At 69.0% G+C, this 20,089-nt stretch carries 12 protein-coding genes; 7 read left to right on the forward strand and 5 right to left on the reverse strand.

Features of this window, described 5'->3' with window-relative positions; genetic code table 11:
* Positions 1-304: 304 nt before the first annotated feature.
* The 4 genes from HV824_RS14620 to HV824_RS14635 are packed head-to-tail and all read left to right on the forward strand — an operon-like array spanning position 305 to position 4,353.
* On the forward strand, positions 305-1,399 hold the full coding sequence (locus HV824_RS14620; protein ID WP_176416031.1) for a hypothetical protein: 1,095 nt from the start codon (positions 305-307) through the stop codon (positions 1,397-1,399).
* An 8-nt stretch (positions 1,400-1,407) separates the two neighbouring features.
* A complete protein-coding gene (locus tag HV824_RS14625) occupies positions 1,408-2,592 on the forward strand; it encodes a glycine betaine/L-proline ABC transporter ATP-binding protein (protein WP_176423539.1) in 1,185 nt (394 codons plus the stop codon).
* A 1-nt stretch (position 2,593) separates the two neighbouring features.
* Positions 2,594-3,427: a proline/glycine betaine ABC transporter permease gene (locus tag HV824_RS14630; protein ID WP_176415938.1), complete on the forward strand. Its 834-nt coding sequence runs from the start codon at positions 2,594-2,596 to the stop codon at positions 3,425-3,427.
* 14 nt (positions 3,428-3,441) lie between these two features.
* Complete coding sequence (locus tag HV824_RS14635; RefSeq protein ID WP_255208039.1) at positions 3,442-4,353, forward strand: glycine betaine ABC transporter substrate-binding protein; 912 nt, start codon at positions 3,442-3,444, stop codon at positions 4,351-4,353.
* A gap of 27 nt (positions 4,354-4,380) precedes the next feature.
* Here HV824_RS14635 and HV824_RS14640 read toward each other — a convergent pair whose 3' ends face one another.
* From HV824_RS14640 to HV824_RS14650, 3 genes are all read right to left on the reverse strand, one after another.
* Entirely contained in the window at positions 4,381-5,406 is a 1,026-nt protein-coding gene (locus HV824_RS14640) for a phosphagen kinase (RefSeq protein ID WP_176423540.1), read from the reverse strand.
* A gap of 236 nt (positions 5,407-5,642) precedes the next feature.
* Positions 5,643-7,505 (reverse strand): S28 family serine protease, encoded by a 1,863-nt coding sequence (locus HV824_RS14645; RefSeq protein ID WP_176423541.1) that lies wholly within the window; start codon positions 7,503-7,505, stop codon positions 5,643-5,645.
* Positions 7,506-7,724: 219 nt separating this feature from the next.
* A complete protein-coding gene (locus tag HV824_RS14650; protein WP_176423542.1) occupies positions 7,725-9,158 on the reverse strand; it encodes a serine/threonine-protein kinase in 1,434 nt (477 codons plus the stop codon).
* A 512-nt stretch (positions 9,159-9,670) separates the two neighbouring features.
* On the opposite strand from HV824_RS14650, the gene HV824_RS14655 reads away from it, so the two are divergent.
* Entirely contained in the window at positions 9,671-11,968 is a 2,298-nt protein-coding gene (locus HV824_RS14655) for a thioredoxin domain-containing protein (protein ID WP_176423543.1), read from the forward strand.
* Between the two features lie 2 nt (positions 11,969-11,970).
* Positions 11,971-13,143: an FHA domain-containing protein gene (locus HV824_RS14660; RefSeq protein WP_176423544.1), complete on the forward strand. Its 1,173-nt coding sequence runs from the start codon at positions 11,971-11,973 to the stop codon at positions 13,141-13,143.
* A gap of 43 nt (positions 13,144-13,186) precedes the next feature.
* Here HV824_RS14660 and HV824_RS14665 read toward each other — a convergent pair whose 3' ends face one another.
* Positions 13,187-16,186 carry a DEAD/DEAH box helicase gene (locus HV824_RS14665; RefSeq protein ID WP_176423545.1) on the reverse strand — a complete coding sequence of 1,000 codons (3,000 nt, stop codon included), beginning with the start codon at positions 16,184-16,186 and terminating at the stop codon, positions 13,187-13,189.
* 91 nt (positions 16,187-16,277) lie between these two features.
* The gene (locus tag HV824_RS14670) at positions 16,278-17,939 is read right to left on the reverse strand and encodes a hypothetical protein (protein ID WP_255208040.1); all 1,662 of its coding nucleotides are present in this window, start codon (positions 17,937-17,939) and stop codon (positions 16,278-16,280) included.
* Positions 17,940-18,256: 317 nt separating this feature from the next.
* Between HV824_RS14670 and ybaL the strand changes: the two genes are divergently transcribed.
* Positions 18,257-20,008, forward strand: coding sequence for a YbaL family putative K(+) efflux transporter (gene ybaL / locus HV824_RS14675; RefSeq protein WP_176423546.1), 1,752 nt, complete (start codon positions 18,257-18,259; stop codon positions 20,006-20,008).
* Positions 20,009-20,089: the final 81 nt, after the last annotated feature.

The raw sequence follows: 20,089 nt of genomic DNA on the forward strand, positions 1-20,089 counted from the left end.
CCCAAAGGGCTAGACGTGTTCCGCCTGACCTGTTAACGACTGGCCGCACTGTTCCCTGGGTGGACTGTCTCGCGCGCCAGCGTCCTCGCTGTGTGTGGCCGGGAGAGGACCGCCCCTTGTGCCAAGTCTGGCGCTCAGGACGAGTGAGGCCCGTTCCGGTCCGCTCGCGCCTGTCGTCCATTGCCAGGAGTCGCGGTTGTCCACCCGTCTTACTCGTTTCTCGCATGCGCTTTTCCTGTCCGGATTGACCTGCCTGCTCGCGCCCGCCGCACGCGCCGAGGAGGAGGTGGTGGAAGACCCGGACATGCTCAAGGTCGGTGGTGCGCTGCGCCTCAATGCCTTCTTGAAGACGTGGTCTGGAGAAGAAGACAACCGCAACCGCGGTGGCGACGTGGCCTTCGATACCTTCCGGCTCAACGTCGACGCCAGGCTTTCCAAGGTCTTGCTGTCCGCCGAGTACCGCCTCTATTCGGGATACTCCATGCTCCACCACGGCTGGGTGGGCTATGAGTTCACGAAGGAGACGCAGCTCCAGTTGGGCGTGCACCGGGTGCCCTTCGGCGCGCTGCCGTACGCCTCGCACAGCTGGTTCTTCTCCCTGCCCTACTACATGGGTATGGAGGACGACTACGACATGGGCCTGAAGCTGGTCCACACAAGTGGGCCGTGGGACCTCCAGTTCGCCTTCTACAAGGGCGACGAAGGCAACTTCACCGGCCGGAGCACGGACAGCGCGCGCTACTCCTACGACGTGGTGCAGGTGAACAGCGCCAACCCGGGCGAGGCTTACCTGGGCGTGGACAGCGCGAACCACGAGAGCAACAAGGTCAACGCGCGCGCGGCGTATACCTTTCAGCACGGGGACCTGGGCCGCACGGAGGTGGGCGTCTCCGCGCAGACCGCGCAGATCTACAACAGCGTCACCCGGCGCAATGGTCTGAACTGGGCCGGCGCGGTGCACCTGGACGGCTACTACGGCCCGTTCAACCTGCGCATGGAGGTCCTCAGTTACGGCTACGACTTGAAGAACCCGGAGGGCCACGACGACTCCATCGTGACGATGGGTGCCTATGACGCGCCCTACAAGATGGCCACCCGGGGCACCGTCTACGTGGCGGGCCTTGCTTACGACGTGCCGGTGGCGTGGGGACCCGTCACGAAGCTGACCTTCTACGAGAGCTTCAGCCTCTTCGACAAGGCCAACGCCGAGTTCGAGACGTCGATGCAGAACGTGCTCGGCATGCTCGTCACCGCGGGGCCCGTCTACACCTACGTGGACGTGGCCAGCGGGAAGAACCAGCCCTGGCTGGGGCCTGCTTATGGCAACGCGCTCGCGGAGGGCGACCCGAACGCCTCGTGGGACACGCGCTTCAACATCAACGTCGGCTACTACTTCTGAGCGGCCCCATGGAGAAGATTGAAGTCCGCGGTCTGCGGAAGATCTACGGCGGGAACCCGGAGCGGGCCATTGCCCTGCTGGAGAAGGGGCAGAGCAAGCAGCAGATCCTGGAGGAGACGGGCTGCACCGTCGCCATCCAGGAGGCTTCGTTCGAGGTGAAGGCCGGCGAGATCTTCGTCATCATGGGCCTGTCCGGCAGCGGCAAGTCCACGGTGCTCCGCTGCCTCAACCGCCTCATCGAGCCCTCCGCCGGCAGCGTGCACGTGGACGGCGTGGACGTCACCCGGGCGGACAAGGCGGGCCTGCTGGACGTCCGGCGCCGGAAGATGGCCATGGTGTTCCAGAACTTCGGCCTGCTGCCTCACCGCAGCGTCATCCGGAACGTGGAGTACGGGCTGGAGATGCAGGGCCTGGAGCGGCGGGAGTCGCGGCCCAAGGCGATGCAGGCACTGGAGCTGGTGGGCCTGAAGGGCTACGAGGAGAAGCTGCCTCGCGAGCTCAGCGGCGGCATGCAGCAGCGCGTGGGCCTGGCGCGGGCCATCGCCACCGACGCGGAAATCCTGCTCATGGACGAGGCCTTCAGCGCGTTGGACCCGCTCATCCGCCGGCAGATGCAGGACGAGCTGCTCGAGCTCCAGTCCCGGATGAACAAGACCATCGTGTTCATCACCCATGACCTGGATGAGGCGCTGAAGCTGGGTGGGCGCATCGTCATCATGAAGGACGGGTGCATCGCGCAGCTCGGCACTCCGGAGGAGATCCTCACGAGCCCCGCGGACGACTACGTGCGCGCCTTCGTGGAGCACGTGGACCGCACCAAGGTCCTCACCGCGCGGGCCATCATGCGGCGGCCGGAGTCGGTGGTGCACCCCAAGGACGGGCCGGCCCTGGCCGTCAAGCGGATGCGCGAATCGGGCACCTCCACGCTCTTCGTGACCAACCAGGCCCGCAAGCTGGTGGGCGTGGTGCGCATTGAAGACGCGCTGCGGCTCCTGGCGGAGAACAAGCACAGCCTGGACGGCGCGCTCGTCACCGACCTGCCCACCACGTCACCGGACACGCCGCTGGCGAAGCTGGTGGCGGTGGCGGCCACCACGCAGATTCCCATCGCCGTCGTCGCCGAGGACCAGTCGTTCCTGGGCATCGTGAGCCGCGCCACGCTGCTGGCCAGCATCGCAGGGGAGCAGAGCTGACATGAGCACACTCAAAATCGGCCAAGGCTTCGAGGAGCTGATTGACTGGCTGGGCACGCGCGGCGCGCCGGTGTTCGACGCCATCCGCGCGGTGCTCACGGCCTGCATCAACGGCTTGGAGAGCGCGCTGCTCTTGCCGCCCAGCTACGCCATCATCGCGGTGTTGATGGTGCTCGCCTGGCGCCTGTCCGGCCTGGGCACGGCCGTCTTCACGGCGCTGGGCATGCTGCTCATCCAGGACATGGGCCTGTGGAAGGCCACCATGGAGACGCTGGCGCTGGTCCTCAGCTCGGCGATGGTGGCGCTGGTGCTGGGAATCCCCCTGGGCATCTGGGCCGCGTACAGCCGCGTCGTGGAGCGGGTGCTGCGGCCCGCCCTGGACCTGATGCAGACGATGCCCGCCTTCGTCTACCTCATCCCCGCGGTGCTCTTCTTCCGCCTGGGGAAGGTGCCCGGCGTGGTGGCCACCGTCATCTTCGCCATGCCGCCCGCGGTGCGCCTCACCAACCTGGGCATCCGGCAGGTGCCCGCCGAGGTCGTGGAGGCCGCCATCGCGTTCGGCGCGACGCCGCGCCAGACGCTGCTCAACGTCCAGCTCCCCATCGCCGTCCCCACGCTGCTGGCGGGGGTGAACCAGACCATCATGCTGTCGCTGTCCATGGTGGTCATCTCCGCCATGATTGGCGCGGGGGGACTGGGCGAGCAGGTCCTGAAGGGCATCACCCAGCTCCGCATCGGACTGGGCTTCGAGAGCGGCATCGCGGTGGTCATCCTGGCCATCGTGTTGGACCGCCTGACTCACGCGCTGGGCAAGCCCCGGACGCGCTCATCATGAAGGAGACCCGTCCCATGCAGACTTCCTCTCTCTCCCGCCTGCCCCTGCTGCTCACGGCCGTGGCGGGGCTGCTCGTCGCCCCCGGATGCAAGGAGGAGAACAAGGCGCCCGCCGCCAGTGACACCCAGGCGCCCGCCCCCGCGAAGAAGCCCGTGGTCCGGCTGGTGTACGTGAACTGGGCTGAATGCGTGGCCATGACGAACCTGGTCCAGGCCATCCTGGAGGACCGCATGGGCTACGAGGTGACGACCACCATGGCGGACGTCGCCCCGGTGTTCGCCTCGCTCGCCAACGGCGACGCGGACATCTTCCTGGATAGCTGGCTGCCCCTCACCCACCAGAGCTACATGGAGCGCTTCAAGGGCAAGGTGGTGGACCTGAGCACCACCTACGAGGGCGCCCAGATTGGCCTGGTCGTCCCGGCGGACCTGGACATCACCAGCATCGAGCAGCTCAACGGCAAGGCGAAGGACTTCAACCAGTCCATCGTGGGCATCGACTCCGGCGCGGGCATCATGACGACGACGGAGAAGGCCATCGCGGAGTACAAGCTGGACCTGAAGCTGGTGCCCTCCAGCGGCCCGGCGATGACCGCGGAGCTCAAGGACGCCATCGCCAAGAAGCGCCCCGTGGTCGTCACGGGTTGGAAGCCGCACTGGAAGTTCGCGCGCTGGGACCTGAAGTTCCTGGAGGACCCGAAGGGCGTCTACGGCGCCAAGGAGTCCATCCACACGCTCACCCGCGTGGGCCTGGAGCAGGACCTGCCCGAGGTCGCGACGCTGCTGCGCAACTTCAAGCTGAATGACCAGCAGCTCGGCAGCCTGATGGGCGCCGTCGCCGAAGCAGAGAACACGCCGGAGAAGGCCGTCCGGGAGTGGGTGAAGAAGAACCAGGCGCTCGTGGACGGCTGGATTCCCAAGTCCTGAGCGTGAAGCGAGGCGCTCCGGGGGCGCTCAGCTCCCGGACGCCGCGCCCGGGTGTCCGCGCTTGCGCGCCGCGGACTCCAGCTCCATGAGCGCGTGGAGGCCCGTCCGAAGCCGCTGGTAGATGTCCCGCTCGGTGACGCCCAGCCGGACGGCATTGGAGACGTCATGGATGCCTTCATGCGCTTCGGAGTGTTCGCCGTGCAGGCCCCGCACCGCGAGCCCCAGGCGGGCGCACCGCGCGCGGAAGTCCGGCCGCCGTGACAGGCGGGGCAGGCGGATGAGGACGGAGGCGCGCATGGCGGTGCCCAGGTTGGTGGGGCACGCCGTGAGGAAGCCCAGCCGTGAGTCCCGCGCGAAGTCGAGCTGCCCGTCGAACTGCTCGAGCGCTGTCTGGAGCCGCAGGAAGGTCTGCGCCAGCCCCGCGCCGGGCTGCATGCTGATGATGCGCAGGGCGTCTTCCTCCCCGACCCAGACGATGAAGCGCAGGTCCGCGGAGTGGAAGATGCCGCGGTTGCGCGGCCAGTCGCGGTTGACGCCCGCGCTGTCCAGGAAGCGGTCCGACTGCTGGAACAGGACGTGGTGGTGCACCAGCTCCCGCCGCTCCGCCTCGGAGAGGCGGGCCAGCGGGTAGTAGTCGCCCGCGAGGCTGCCCTTCAGGCCGGAGAGGACCTGGACGACCTCTGCTTCCAGCGCGGCCCTGTCCCTGGCGCCAATGGCTGGAGGAAAGGCGTACCGGGCCAGGTTCCGTCCGACGCGGACCCGCGTGGAGAGGATGAACTCGCCCGTGGGGTCCAGGTCGTCCTGGGGCAGCCCGTCGAGTGAGAAGTCACTCGTGTGTCCGCTCAGGTCATGGCCACAGTGGTCCCGGATGATGGGATGCAGCAGCGGGGAGAAGAGCGCGTAGGACTCGCTGTCACCCGCGTAGACCCCCATCTGGGAGTCCTCGTGGTCCAGGCCACTCTGGATGGCCTTCCGGAGCGTCCAGCCGTTGCCTGTCGTCAGCATGTCGAGCCGGGACTTCAGCTCGGGGGTGAGGTGCTTGTGGAGCAGCATCGCTCCGCGGCTTGAGCACGACACATGCCACGGCGGTTGCTGCTCACATGGATGTGATTTCCGATGTTTGGCAATGGCGGCGCCGCGTGACACGCGACGCTGACACGTCAGCCGGAGAGATGACACGTCAGCGTCAGCGCGCCGGACACCAGGGCGGTGCCGGCCCCTGGGGCCGCTTGGATGGGTTCAGCCCCTCGCCGGAAGGGCTGCTTCCAGTGAGGGGCGTTCGCCGCGGGCTACCGGGCCGGGGGTTGTTGCAGCCGGGGCGGCAGGTGGGGGCCAAACTCGACGGTGTCTGCCTCCGGGAGCGGCACCGGGGCGTGCTTCAGTGATGGGACGCCTGCCCAGCGCCGCACGATGTCCTGGGCCTGGACCCGCAGGGTGGTGGGGAGCTGGTTGATGGCGCTTCCGTGGTTGCCGCCCGGAACGGTGAACACGAAGGAGTCCTGGGCGTTGCCGAGCGGGAACGCCGCCGCTGTCCACGGGTCCAGGTCGCCATAGATGAACATCACCCGCTGGCCATGCGCCACGAGCCAGGCCTCGATGTCCTGCATGGCCTGGGGCCGGAGCACGGCGGGCACGCTGGGCGTCGAGTACACCGGCGCGATGTTGGTGCCGGGGTACTGGATGAGGTCGCCCAGGTGCGCCTCGTAGGGCTTGGGCCAGCCCAGCTCCAGGCTCGCCTGGTAGTAGTAGGGGTAGTACGGGGTGATGCCGGAGCTGCCGTTGTCGGAGAACGTGGCGAGGCCCACCGCCCAGTCAATCATCTCCAGCAGGTGCTCACTCGACGCCGTGTCATCCGGGAACGCGTCGCAGTACTGGGGGACGGAGTACTGCCAGAAGGCGAAGTACGTCTCGATGACGGCGTGCTCCAGGGCCCGCTCGAAGCCGAGCTGGTTGTAGGTGAGGCCCCGGTTCGCGGCGTAGGTACGGAGCAGCGTCACCAACTCCTCGCGGCGGTTCAGCGCGGCGCGCTGGAAGGTGTGGAGTTGCTCGCGGCACCACGCCAGCTCCGGGCCTCCCACGGTGGCCTGGAAGTCGGGGAAGCGCGCATCTTCGCCGAGCACGAGCGGCGCCACATAGGCCACCGTCGCGTCCACGTCCTCGGGGTGGAACCGGCGGTAGAACACCATGGTCTCTCCGCCCTTGCTGACGCCCGTGGACACCCAGGACGCGGAATAGATTGGCTTGAGGGCCTGGGCGACCCGGTGGAAGTCGTCCGCCGACTGCTTGATGGTGAGCTGGCTCCAATCCGCGGGCTCCGGACGGCTGGGCAGGAAGAAGCGGTGCTCGATGGAGAGCTGGTTGGCGGCCAGCAACGTCGTCAGCTCGCGGCGGCCCGCGCTCAGGGAGACGTAGTAGCCGCTCGTGTAGAAGACCACGGGCGCGGTGACGGAGCGGTGCAGCAGGACCAACCGCTGCTTGAAGCGCTGGCACTCGGGGCGTGCGTGGTCAGCGGGCTGGTCGTACTCCATGACGAAGAAGCGGTGACCCGCGGGGACCGTGACGCCGTTGGGGTTCTCCGCGACGGTGAGGCCGGGAATGGCCCGCAGCCGATCCAGGATGTCCGCGGTCGGGTCCTGGACGACGGTCGGGTCGCCCGGGTTCGAGACACCTCCATCCGGTGGCCCGAACGGGCACTCCGGTGGCTCCGTGCCTCCGTCACCGCTGCCCCCGTCCGTCGGGTCCGAGCCCCCGTCCTCCTCACCCGTGCCCGCGTCGTCCGGCTCGGTGCCGGCATCATCGGTGCCCGCGTCGTCCGGCTCCGTGCCGGCATCGTCTGTGCCCGCGTCGTCTGGCTCGGTGCCAGCATCGTCGGTGCCCGCGTCGTCTGGCTCGGTGCCCGCGTCGTCCGGCTCCGTGCCGGCATCGTCGGTGCCTGCGTCATCGGTGCCCGCGTCGTCCGGCTCCGTGCCGGCATCGTCGGTGCCTGCGTCGTCCGGGGAAGGCCCCGCGTCGTCCCTGCCAGCATCGGGCGTCTGGATGCCTGCGTCCTGGCTGGGCTCGGGCGTGTCGTCGCCACAGGCCGTCTGGGTCAGGGCCAGCAGCAGCGGGACTAAAAGCAGGATGGAGTGGGACGACCTTCTTGAACTGAGCATGAACCCCTCTGTCGATGGACGCGGTGCCGTGGCTGCAATTGCCGCGAGACACTAGCGCATCGGTCTGCCGTCGCCGTATCTCGTCATGGTGCGGGCGCCAGCTCCCGCGTGTCGCTGGAGATTTCCAGGCGAAGCGTTGTCTGCCTTCTCGCTCGCAGAGGCGCTTGCTTCACGCCGGGCGCGCTCGCGGCGTTGAGGTTCGGATTTTCTTGGGAGGGATTACTCCCGCCTGAGCAGGACCGTGGCGGTGCCGGCGATGGCTTCGCGTGGCTTGCCCAGGGCGAGCCCTCGGAGCACCTTGTTGATGCACCGCGCGAGCGGGATGGGCTGGGGCGGCTGCATGCGCGCCCCGAGGACGACGCCATCGGGGGAGTAGACCAGGGCGTAGGTGTCCTGACGGCACGCGGCGTCCTCGCCGTTTCGCGCGTAGCAGCTGTCGAGCGCGGGCATGCGCCCTTCGATGGACTCGGCGACCCAGCCGTCACTGTATCCGCGGGGCGCGGCGGCGCCGTTCACCGTCAGGCGGGGCAACTCGACGACCTGGAGGCGGGCGAGCTCCTCCGCGGGCGTCATCCCGGAGGCCGTCAGAACGAGCCCTCCCGTCGCGGCGAGGCCCACCGCCAGCGCGCTGGTGACCATGAGGATGGTCTGCAGGCGGGAGCGCGGGTGCGGCGGGGGGACGTGTTCCCCCGCGACGAAGGCGTGCTGCGGTCCGGGCGTGTGCGGTGTGGCGACATGTTCCGCCGCGACAGGCGTTGGGGGCACCGGTGCTGGGTTCGCGGGCTCCGGGGGGGCGGCGCGAATCCAAGGCTCGAGCGCCTGGGCCAGCTCATGGGAGTCCGCGTAGCGCGCGGCCGGGTCCTTCTGCAGCGTGCGCTCCACCACCTGGGAGAAGCCATCCGGCACGTCCGTGCGCACGCCGCTGAGCGGGGCGGGCACATTGTGGAGCACGGCGGAGAGCAGGGCCACGTTGTCCGCCACGTCGATGGGCCGCTGTCCAGTCACCATGTGATACAGGCAGGCGCCCAGCGAGTAGATGTCCGCGCGTCCGTCGACAGGGCGGCAGCGGATCTGCTCCGGGGCCATGTACGACGGCGTGCCAACCCAGGCGCCGGACTCCGTGCCCAGCGCGGTGGCGTCGTCTTCATGCATGAGCCGCGCGACGCCGAAGTCCAGCAGCTTCACCTGGAGGGCCTCGGTCCCCGTGTCGACCAGGAAGATGTTGTCGGGCTTGATGTCGCGGTGGATGACGCCGGCCTGATGCGCCGCCACCAGCGCGGTCGCCACCTGGTGGGCAATGGCCGCCGCGCGTTCCATGGGCAGGGGGCCTTCCTTCTTCATCAGCGACTTCAGCGTCTGGCCCTGCAGCAGCTCCATCACCAGGAAGGGTGGCTCATCCGGGGCGTCGTGGAAGTCCATCACCTCGACGATGTTCGGGTGCTTCAAGCCCGCGGTGGCCTGGGCCTCGCGGCGGAATCGCGCATGCACGGCCGGCTCGCCAAGGAGGTGCTGCCGGAGCACCTTGACGGCCACGGTGCGGCCTCCGTTGAGTTGCTCCGCCTCGTAGACGGTGCCCATCCCCCCCACGCCAATCCGCCGGAGCACTCGATACTGCTGCCCCAGCACTGTTTCGACCAAGGATGAGCGACTCATGCCGCAACGTGTATACCCGAGCCTGATGAAGAACGTTGGCGTCGATCCTCCCGATGACGGATGCAGCCGCTGTTGAATTCGCGGAAGGCCCTTCGCTCAGGGACCTGCCGGGATTGTAATTGTTTCAGGAGTTTCGCGGAGCTGTTTCACCCGGGGTCATGGTGACCTCTCCCAGGTGGGACGGACCCCATCAAGCCAGGGACGCAGCCTCTTCCCGACGACCTCCGTCGTCAGGACCTGGGGCGCGCGCCGGAAGAGGACGTAGGGCGCGTCGTCGGCTTGCATCCACCGAGTCTTCTGGCGGTGCTCCTCGCCCCGTGGGGCTGAGGCCGTATTCCGTGGGCGCGCTCTTCTCAAGGCCTGGGCTTTTTCGTTTTCTGAGACGGGATTCACGTGTGAATTCCCGGGCTTGGCGGTGTTCAAGCGTCGCGCGAGCCGTTCTTGAACTGCGCCGTTGACGTGAGGGCTCCCACTCACTTCTATCGCCCCACGCACCTCGCAAGGGAGTCGCCGTGGCGGGACAGACCGTTGAATTGACCCAGGAGAACTTCGAGCGCATCACCCAGGAGGCGGGGGTGTGCGTGGTGGACTTCTGGGCGGAGTGGTGTGGCCCCTGCCGTGGCTTCGCGCCGACCTTCGAGGCCGCCGCGAAGGAGTTCCCGAACATCACCTTCGGCAAGCTCGATACGGAGGCGCAGGAGGAGGTCTCCGGCCGGCTGGAGATTCGCTCCATTCCCACGCTGGTGGCCTTCAAGGATGGCGTCGAGGTCCGGCGCGCCTCGGGTGCCATGTCGGCTTCGGCGTTCGCGACCTGGCTGAGCATGCTGGACTCCGTGGACCTGGCCGTCGAGCAGCAGCGGGCCGCGAACCGCAAGCTGACGGAGGAGGGGACGCCGCCGCCTGGCATCCCGCCCCACGCGGAATGGGACGACGGCGACAAGGAGTGGTGCTTCGGCGACACTGACGAGGAGGGTGAGAAGCACGGCCCCTGGAAGTACTGGCGCGCCGACGGAACCCTCTGCAACGAGTGCATCTTCGTCCACGGCAAGCCCCACGGGCCCTTCAAGCGCTTTCATGAGAGCGGGGAGGTGTCCCAGGACGGGGCCTTCGAGCAGGGCAACCTGCACGGCCCGCGCACCTGGTACGCGTCCGACCAGTTCACCACCGAGCGGATGCATGAGATTGGCCTTAGCGAGAACGTCCGCCGCACGGTGATGGTCTACGCGCACGGCCGCGTGACGCAGGTGCTGCACTACAACGGCGCCGGTGAGCGCGTGGTGCCCTCCACCGGCGTGCCGTACCCCACGCGGCCCGCGAACCTCCCGGAGAAGGCCGAGTACCGAGAGGACCAGGACCAGTGGGCGTCCGTGTCGCTCAACGCGGACGGCGAGCGCCACGGGCTGTGCCGGTTCTGGGACCGGGAGGGACAGCTCCTCTGGGAGGGTGAATTCCGCGAGGGCAGCCGGCAAGGGCGCTACCACTCCCGCGCCGTGGACGAGTACGCGGACGCTCGGGTGCGGTTCGACGAAGGGGAGATGGAGGACGACTTCGCGTGCGGCACGTGGAAGCTGCTGGATGCGGAGGGCAACGCCGTCGCCACCCGGGACCTGGGCGTTGTCCAGGACCACGAGACACTGGATGCCTCGGAGGTGTTCTCGAACCTGCCAAGGAGCGCTGACGCGTGGCGCGCGTTCGCCGAGCAGGCTCGGGCGGACCGGCGGTACCGGGAGGCGCTGCTGGCCATGGCGCGTGCGAGCGCCGTGTCGCTGGATGCGGGCACACTGAAGGCGTGGCTGGAGGCGCTCACCCTGCCTCGCGCGGAGGCGAGCGCTCGCGAGCATGCCGAAGGTGTGATGAACAGCGCGGGGGATGAGCGGGCGGCGCTGGCGGATGCGTTGATGCGTGGCGCGGAGGCAGCGACGTTGCTTCGGGGCTTCGCGGTGCTCCACGACCAGCAGGACCGGCCCCGGGCGGCGTTGGACTTCATCCTGGCCGCGATGCTGCTCGCGCCGGAGCGCTCGGCGTACCTGTTCACCCGGAGCCTCATCCTGGCGAACCTGGGGCTGGGCGAGCAGATGCGGAAGGACGCGGAGGCGCTGGCGCCGTCGGAGCCGGATTCGTGGAAGTTCCTCTCGGCCTATGGGCGGGTGCTGTTCCCGCGCTTCGAGTTCTGGCCGGGGCGTGAGCCTGTTCACTGCACGTTCGACGAGGTCCCCGACGGGCCCACGAAGGACCTGGACGCGGTGCAGGCGGTGGTCCGCAAGTACGCCACGCGGCTCCAGTTGCTGCGCGCGGAGATTCTCTCCCGCTTCAAGCCCGGCGCGAACGTGCCCTGGCTGCCGCCCGATGTGTCGGCCCTGCTGCCGGACGGGCCCGTCGAGCTGGAGCAGACGGAGGTCGAGGATGAGGAAGGTGACTCGGTGGATATCGACGAGACGCTGTCCTTGAAGGGGCTGGGGCTGCCGGCCCTGTCCCGAGCGGTCCGTGGGGACTGGAGCGCGCTGACCTGGCTCTTGTGGGCGTGCGGGGAGGATGCGCTTCGGATGCCGGATGCGCTGACGCCTCCGGCGGACTTCGGTCACGCGGCGGGGCAGGCCACGCAGCGGCTGTGGCAGTGCCGCAATCGGCGGACCCAAGGTCGCATCGACCCGGACCTGCCGACGTTTGATTTCGAAGGAGTTGCCCTCCAGGAGCTGCATCCCAACCTGGCGGGGATTGCCGAAGAGCAGTACGCGGAGACGCAGGCGATGTTCTTCTGGCTGACCGACGCGAACCATGTGTCGCCGTGGCAGAACAATCTGAGGGGGTAGTCATGAAGCGGATTCGTCAGACGATTGAAGTCGCCGAGCCCCTGTGGCGGGCGCTGGAGTTGATGAGCCGCGACATGGGGGTGGACCGGGATGCGCTGGTGGCGCAGGCCCTGTTCCAACTCGCGCGCCAGAACGGCTACGTGTCCCCCTCCGTGGTGTCGCTGGGCGGGGTGGTGGCGCCCGTGGCCCAGGCCGCTGCACCCGTGGCGGCGCGTCCCGTGGTGGAGGCTCCGAGCGGGGGCTCGCCTCCGGCTGCCCCGGCCGCGGCTGCTCTGTCCGTAGGCGCCTTCTCGGCGGACGACGCGACGGAGGAGCCCGCGACGGAGCCTCCTGGCGTCACCCCGGTTCCTCTGTCCGTGGCGCAGGTGAACTCGACCGAGCTGGTGCTCGCGCGGATGCAGGAGATTCTCGCGGAGGTCGAGGCCTCCGTGCAGCCGTCAGAGGGGCTGGCCGCCCAATCGGACGACTCCAATGATGAGGAGGCCGACGACTCTGATGCCGAGGAGTCCGATGACGCCGACGATGAGGAGTCCGACGAAGCCGATGATGAGGAGTCGGTTGAGGACTCGGAAGGCGATGAGTCCGCCGAAGACTCAGACGATTCGGAGTCCGAAGAAGCTGCGAATGATGAGGCCGAGGCACCGGCGAGCAGCGGCGTGAAGGGGGACGTGTCCAGTGACGACATTGCCGAGGAGCTTGCGGCACTGGGCATCGTGGAGGAGCCCGCGGAGGCTGCTCAGGCAGAGGCCCCCGTCGCGACGCCGATTGCGGCACGTCCACTGGTGGCGCGTCCTGTACCGAAGCTCCGGCCGCTTGGCGAAGCCGCGACGATTCTGGAGGACCAGTCGGCGGAGACCACCAACATCGTGAAGGCTCCCGCGCCGCTGGAGGTCTTCGTCCGGTGGGCGCAAGGCACGCCGGTGGCCGTCTCCACGGAGCGCTTCACGATTGGCCGAGGCCCTCGTTGCAGCCTTGTCGTGAAATCGGAGCGTGTCTCGCGTGAGCACGCTGTCGTGACGCGGGTGGGGGACGAGGTCTTCATCGAAGACCTGAACTCTTCGAACGGAACCTGGTTCAACAATGAGCGCATCACCCGGCAGCAGGTCTCGGACGGGGATGAGTACATGCTCGGCACGGAGGCTGTTTCCTTCACGATGCGTCCTGTGGGCAGTTGATTTCCACGGGAGTTGCGGCGTGCATTGCGCGGCGCGGAGACGGCTACGCAAGGAGTTGCATCAAGTCCGCACGCGTCATCGCGGTGGCCCCGGAGCCGCCACCGAGCGCGGCCTCGAACAGCTCCCGCTTCTTCGCCTGAAGCGTGAGGATCTTCTCCTCGACCGTTCCTTGAGACACCAGCCGGTACACCATGACGGGCCGCTGCTGCCCGATGCGGTGCGCGCGGTCCGCGGCCTGGGCTTCCACGGACGGGTTCCACCATGGGTCCACGAGGAAGACGTGGTCCGCCGCCGTGAGGTTGAGCCCCGTCGCTCCCGCCTTGAGGGAAATCAACATCACCGGTGGGCCCTTCGGGTCCTGGAAGGACGCCGCCACCGCGCCCCGGTTGGCGGTGCTGCCGTCCAACCGGATGAAGCCGATGCCCGCTTCCTGGAGCGCGGGCTCGATGAGGTCCAGCATCGACGTCCACTGTGAGAAGACGAGCGCCTTGTGCCCGTCCTCCACCGCCGTGCCCAGCGCCTCCACCAGGGCCTGCACTTTGGACGAAGTCTTGGCCTGTTGGCCCGGAACGAGCGCCGGATGGCACGCCGCCTGCCGCAGCCGCAACAGGGCTTCCAACGCCTTCAACACGCTGCCGCCCGCTTCGAGCTGTGACACCACCTCCTCGCGCGTCGCCGCGTAGACGGCGTCGTAGACGGCGCGCTCCCGCTCCGTGAGCGTCACGTGGCGCACGGCGTCCGTCCGGGGCGGCAGCTCCGGCGCCACGTCCCGCTTGAGCCTGCGCAGGATGAAGGGCCGGATGCGCGCCCGCAGCCGCTCCGCCGCGCCCTTGTGGTTGTCCGCCACGGGCCGCGCCCAGCGCTCCTCGAAGTCCTTCCGTCCGCCGAGCAAGCCCTGGTTGGTGAAGTGCATCAGGCTCCAGAGCTCCTCCAGCCGGTTCTCGATGGGCGTGCCGCTCAGCGCCAGCTTGAAGTCCGCCTGCAAGCCATAGGCGGCCCGCGCCACCTGGCTGTCTGGATTCTTGATGGCCTGGGCTTCGTCCAGCACGACGGTGCTCCACTGCTTCGCGCCCAGGACCTCCGCGTCCAGGCGCATCAGGGCATACGTCGTCAGCGTCACGTCGGCCGCCTCATCCAGCGCGCGTCCGGGGCCGTGGTACACGGAGACCTTCAGCGAGGGACGGAAGCGCTTCACCTCCGCCTCCCAGTTGGGCAGCACGCTCGTGGGCGCCACCACCAGGGTGCCTGGGCCCAGCGCGCAGAGGGTCTGCAGCGTCTTGCCCAGGCCCATGTCGTCCGCGAGCACGCCGCCCAGCCCCGCCTGTCGCAGGAAGGTGAGCCAGCTCACGCCCTGGAGCTGATACGCGCGCAGCGTCGCCGTGAGGTCTTCCGGCAGTTGCGGCTCGGGCAGCTTCTCGAAGCCCTTCACCAGGGGCGCCAGCCGCTCCAGGCCCGGCGGGGAGGGGTGCTCCAGCGCTTCACACAGGCCCGTGAGCTGCGGAATGGCGTGGTTGGCGAGCCGGCCATCCCGGCCTCGCGCGGACAGCAGGTCCGCCACGCGCTGGCCATGGGACTTCAGCCACTCCGCGGGCAGGGGCGCCCAGCCGCCGCCCTCCAGCGGCACCAGCCCGATTCCTTCTTCCCAGGCGCGCATGACCGCCGCCGCATCCACCGTGCGAGGTGACTCCCGGTCCTCCCCCTCCACCTGGAAGTCGAACGAGAAGCCCACGTGCGGTACGCCCTCTGCGCCAGCGCCCGTGTCCACCTTCAGCACCGGGCGCAGCTGCACGTTCGGGTTCGTCACCACCGCCGCGCCATCCCCCGTGAGGCCCCCGCGCCAGCGCCGCAGCTTGTCGGCGAGCTGGACGGCCTCCTTGCCCTGCACCGTGACGCGCCGCCCGGGCGCCATGTTCAGCTCGTCGCGGAGCTGGTGGATGAGCAGCTGCTCGGCGGCTTCGTTGCGCACGGGCGCGGCGCCCTTCAGGTACACCATGCGTCCACTGTCGATACGCACGGTAGGCGGCGAGCCATACACCAGCGTCGGCAGCACCGAGAGGCCCGCGTCGAGCTGGTTCAGCTCCAGGGAGATGCGAGGCTTCAGTGTGCGGTCGATGGGCGGCAACCGCTGGCTGCGCACGTCCACCGGCATGCGCCGCGCGAGGTCCGGCAGCACCTTCCCCGTCAAATCTCCCATCTGGTGGGGGGCGAAGGCGCGCTCTTGCGGCAGCTTCTCCAACCAGGGCCCCGTGAGGGTCTGTTCCCCCAGGGGACAGAGCGTCCCGCTGCACAGCGCGAGGCCGGGGCTCACCACCTCGGTGACGCGCGGGTCCTTCTCCACCTTGAGCACCGTGTTCTCACCGCGGTCCTCCACGGTGACGCGGGGCATGAGGGGCTCGCTCGTCATCGATACCAACACGCCGTCGAAGAGCACGGTGCGCGCGGGCTCCAGGACGCGCAGCAGCGCGTTGAGCCGCTCGGGCGGCAGGGCGCCCCGGGTGGGCTTCAGCAGCAGCTTGTCCGCGAGCAAGTCGCACGGCTGCGTCTGGATGCGAGCGGCCTCCACGGGGTTGGTGAGCAGCGAGGCCAGGCTGCGCGCCAGCAGTCGCGCGGTGTTGTCCGGGCGCACCACCAGCCGCTCCAACTGGAGCCCGCCGTCCACGCGCTTGAACCGGTACACCATGCGCTCCGGCTTCGGCGCGCCAGCCGCGGGTGCGCCGGGCCTGGTGACGGCGTTCGCGCCCGGGCGCTGCGCGGGGGCTCGCCGTGCCGTGGCGTGCTGGTGGAGAATCAGCGCCGCCGCGACGACGTGCTCGCAGGGGTCCACCCGGCCGCGGCAGTCGCACTCCCAGATGGCTTCATCCAGGTAGAGCACCGTCTTCACGGGGGTGGGCCGGCTGGGGATGCGCACCCGCAGCACGGCCTCTTCCTCATCCACGGACTGCACCGAGACGGCGCCCGCGCGAGCGAGCCCCGTGCCGGCAGACCAGGTGTCCGGGCGCGCTTCCTCCCGGACGGCATCGAGCAGCTCCGCGGTCGCAGACATACGAGGCCTGCTTCCCTATCCCCATGCGGAGCCTCGTGCAACCCGGGCCTCGCTCCAGGTGCGGCGGGGTGTCAGGGTGTGTCCCTGGCCCTCAGGGCGCGGTCGTCGTGAGCGGAAAGTCCGCGCGCGCCCAGGCCGTCTCGAAAGCGGCGCGGGTGCGAGCCGCTTCCTCCTGACGTCCCTGCGCTTCGAGCGCTTGCGTCAAGCCAAACAGGCCCCAGCCATTCTTCGGGTTACGCCGCAGGTCCTCGCGGTAGACGGCCTCCGCCTCCTCGCTGCGCCCGGCCTCCAGCAGCGCGGCGCCCTGGTAATGGCGCACCGGATAGAACCAGTCCGCGGGCTCGGCGTAGGAGAGCCGGTCCGCGGCGTCGACGGCTTCCCGCCACAGCGTCAGGGCTTGGGGCCGGCCCTCGGCCTGGGCCACGCGGGCCTCCAACACACGCACCGCGACGCCCAGCACGTCCTTCGCGGTGTTGAGGTTCGCGGCCATCGTCGGAGGCACGGTGCGGGCCAGTTGCCGCAGCTCGGCCAGCTCCGCGCGGGCTTGTGGCACCTGCCCCGTGGCAGCCAGCGCCATGCCGTGCGCGTGGAGCCAGAGCCCTTCCTGGACGGGGTACTTCGAATCCGGGCGGGGCTCGGCGAGGAGGCGCTCCCAGTCCCCGAAGCGCACCATGGCGAAGAGCGGCTGGGCCACGAAGAAGTCCATGCCCGGCATCATCGTGAGCAGCTCCGGCGGGAAGTGTTTCGCCGAGTCCCGGGCCGCCTCCAGCGTCTCCTGCTTCCGCCCCTCCATGGACGCGGAGAACGCCAGGAAGCCGAAGTTGTGGGACGTGTACATGGGATAGACATGGCCGCGCGGCTTCGCCTGCTTCAGGTAGGCCAGGTCCGCCGCCGCCGCCTTCCGGTTGCTCTCCGAGGCATCCGCGTAGCGGCCCACGCGCTGATAGATGTGGGCCGGCATGTGGACGACGTGCCCCGCATTGGGCGCCAGCGCGCCCAGTCGGTCCGCGGAAGGCTCCGCCTTCTCTGGATGCGGCGAGGCCTCCACCGCGTGGATGTAATAGTGGTTCGCGCCCAGATGCAGGGGGTCCCTGGCGAGCACGGACTCCAGCGTGGCGACAATCTGCTCCGTGCCGGGAGCCGGCGCCCCGTCCAGCGACCACAGCTTCCAGGGGTTCCGGTCCATGAGCGCCTCGGCGTGGAGCGTCTGCACGTCCAGGTCCTCCGGGAAGCGCCTGGCCACGCCCGCCATGGCATTGGCATAGGCCTCGTTGAAGGGGGCCATCTTCTCCGGCGGCAGGGCCTCCGGGCCGGGATAACGCTGGACGAGCGCGGTGATGAGTGACTGCTCCACCGGCGTCGCGCGGGGGGCGAGTTGCCGAGCGCGCTGGAGGGCGTCCCAGGCGGCGGGCGCATTCTCCGCCAGCATGGGCATGTTGTAGTTGGGGCCCAGCACCAACGCGACGCCCCAGAAACACATGGCGCAGGTGGGGTCCAACTGCGTGGCTCGGGCGAACGAGCGCGCGGCCTCATCGTGGTTGAAGCCATACGCCAGCCGCAGGCCCTGGTTGAAGAAGGCCTGGGCCTGAGGGGAGGCCGTGGTGACCTGGCGTTCGTGCGTCCCCAGCCCGTCGAGCAGCAGCGCGCCGTCCGCCAGGGAATCCAGGGTCGGGGCCGAGTGCTCCGCGGCAGCGGCGGACGTGCCGGCGAGCGCCAGGGCCAACATCAAGACAAAGGGCAGGGGAGCACGCATGAGGGACCTCCGCGAAAATGTGCTCTTTCCTCAAGCTGGGGACGCGGTGAGGCACCGCCCACGGGGTGACATGGCGCGTCGCTCGCTCGAAGTGATGCTTGGCGAGCACATCGCTCACCGCGTGCCAATGAAGGTTGGGAACGGGCGCGCCGCGTAGTAGATTGCCGCCCGGCGCAAGCTCACTGCATCAGCGCGAGCGTCCGCTCAAGACCACCCATGAACGAAAGGTGTTCGAGGCTCCTGCCCCCACGGCTGGATTCCTCGCCGCGCCGCTTTTTTCATACCCCCTTCCGCGTAGCGCCCAGGGAGATTCCGCCGTGCCTCACGACACCACGCTCATCGCCACCATCGCCGTTGGACTCGGACTGGCCTTCGTCGGTGGGTTCGTCGCTCGCTGGCTGAAGCTGCCACCTTTGGTGGGCTATCTGCTGGCGGGCGTGGCCGTGGGGCCGTTCACGCCGGGCTTCGTCGCGGATGGGGGCCTCGCCGGGCAGCTGGCGGAGATTGGCGTCATCCTGTTGATGTTCGGCGTGGGGATTCACTTCTCCATCAAGGATCTGCTCGCCGTGCGCAACATCGCGGTGCCGGGCGCCATCGTGCAGATCGCCGCCGCCACCGTGATGGGGACCGCGGTCGCGCACTGGTGGGGTTGGAGCCTGGGCGCGGGCCTGGTGTTTGGCCTGGCGCTGTCCACCGCCAGCACCGTGGTGCTGCTGCGCGCCCTGGAGGAGCGGGGCGCCCTTGATTCGGTGAATGGCCGCATCGCGGTGGGCTGGCTGATTGTCGAGGACCTGGCGATGGTGCTCGCCCTGGTCCTCCTCCCCGCGCTGGGCAACGTCCTTGGCACCGCCGACACGCAGACGCCCGCGACGGCGGCCGCTGGAGACGGCCTCGTCTGGACCCTGGCCGTCACGCTGGGGAAGGTCTGCCTCTTCGTGGTGGTGATGGTGGTCGCTGGCAAGCGGCTGGTGCCCTGGCTGCTGACCCAGGTGGCCAAGACGGGCTCCCGCGAGCTGTTCACGTTGTCGGTGCTGGCGGTGGCGCTGGGCATTGCCTTCGGGGCCGCCGCGCTCTTCGGCGTCTCCTTCGCGCTGGGCGCCTTCTTCGCGGGCGTGGTCGTCAGCGAGTCGGAGCTCAGCCACCGGGTGGCGGAGGATTCGCTCCCGCTCCAGGACGCGTTCGCGGTGCTGTTCTTCGTGTCGGTGGGGATGCTCTTCGACCCGATGGTGCTGGTGCGGCAGCCGCTCCAGGTCCTCGTCGTGCTGGGCATCATCGTCCTGGGCAAGTCGCTGGCCGCCTTCTTCATCGTGTTGGCGTTCCGCTACCCGGTGAACACCGCCCTCACGGTGTCCGCGAGCCTGGCGCAGATTGGGGAGTTCTCGTTCATCCTGGTGGGGCTGGGCGTCACGCTCGGGCTGCTGCCAAAGGAGGGGCAGAGCCTGGTGTTGTCGGGGGCGCTGCTGTCCATCACCCTCAACCCGCTCGTCTTCAAGGCCATTGATCCGCTGCTGGCGTGGCTGCGCCGACAGCCACGGTTCGCCGCGCGCATGGACCCCGAGGAGGACGAGCTGTCTGAGTTGCCCATTGGCATGGGGGACGTGCAACTGCGCGAGCACGCGGTATTGATTGGCTACGGGCGCGTGGGCGGCGTGATTGGCCAGAGCCTGGCGGAGCGCAAGATTCCCTTCGTCGTCGTTGAACAGAACCGCGAGTACGTGGAGCGCCTGCGTGAGGAGGGTGTGCCCGCAATCTACGGGGACGCCGCGGTGCCCGGCATCCTGGAGCACGCGCACCTGGACACGGCGTCCATCCTCATCATCGCCACGCCGGACGCACTGCAGGCTCGCGCCATCGTGGAGCAGGTGAAGGGCGTGAATCCGTCCCTCCCCGCGGTGGTGCGCACGCACGGCGACGAGGAGCGGGACTACCTGGAGTCGCTGGGCGTTGCCCGGGTGGTGATGGGCGAGCACGCGCTGGCGCGGAGCATGTTGGACTACGTGCTGGAGCGGCTGGCCGCGCTGAAGGCCCGGCCGCTGCTGCCGGCGCCCGCGGACGCCGTGATTCCTTGAGGCCCGCGGGAACTGGGGCGCTGTTCCCACTCGAGACGTCGGGCGTGCAGGCGCCCCGCCCGGCGTGTGGTCGCTGACCGT

This window comes from Myxococcus sp. AM009 (genome assembly GCF_013372605.1).
Lineage (GTDB): Bacteria > Myxococcota > Myxococcia > Myxococcales > Myxococcaceae > Myxococcus > Myxococcus vastator.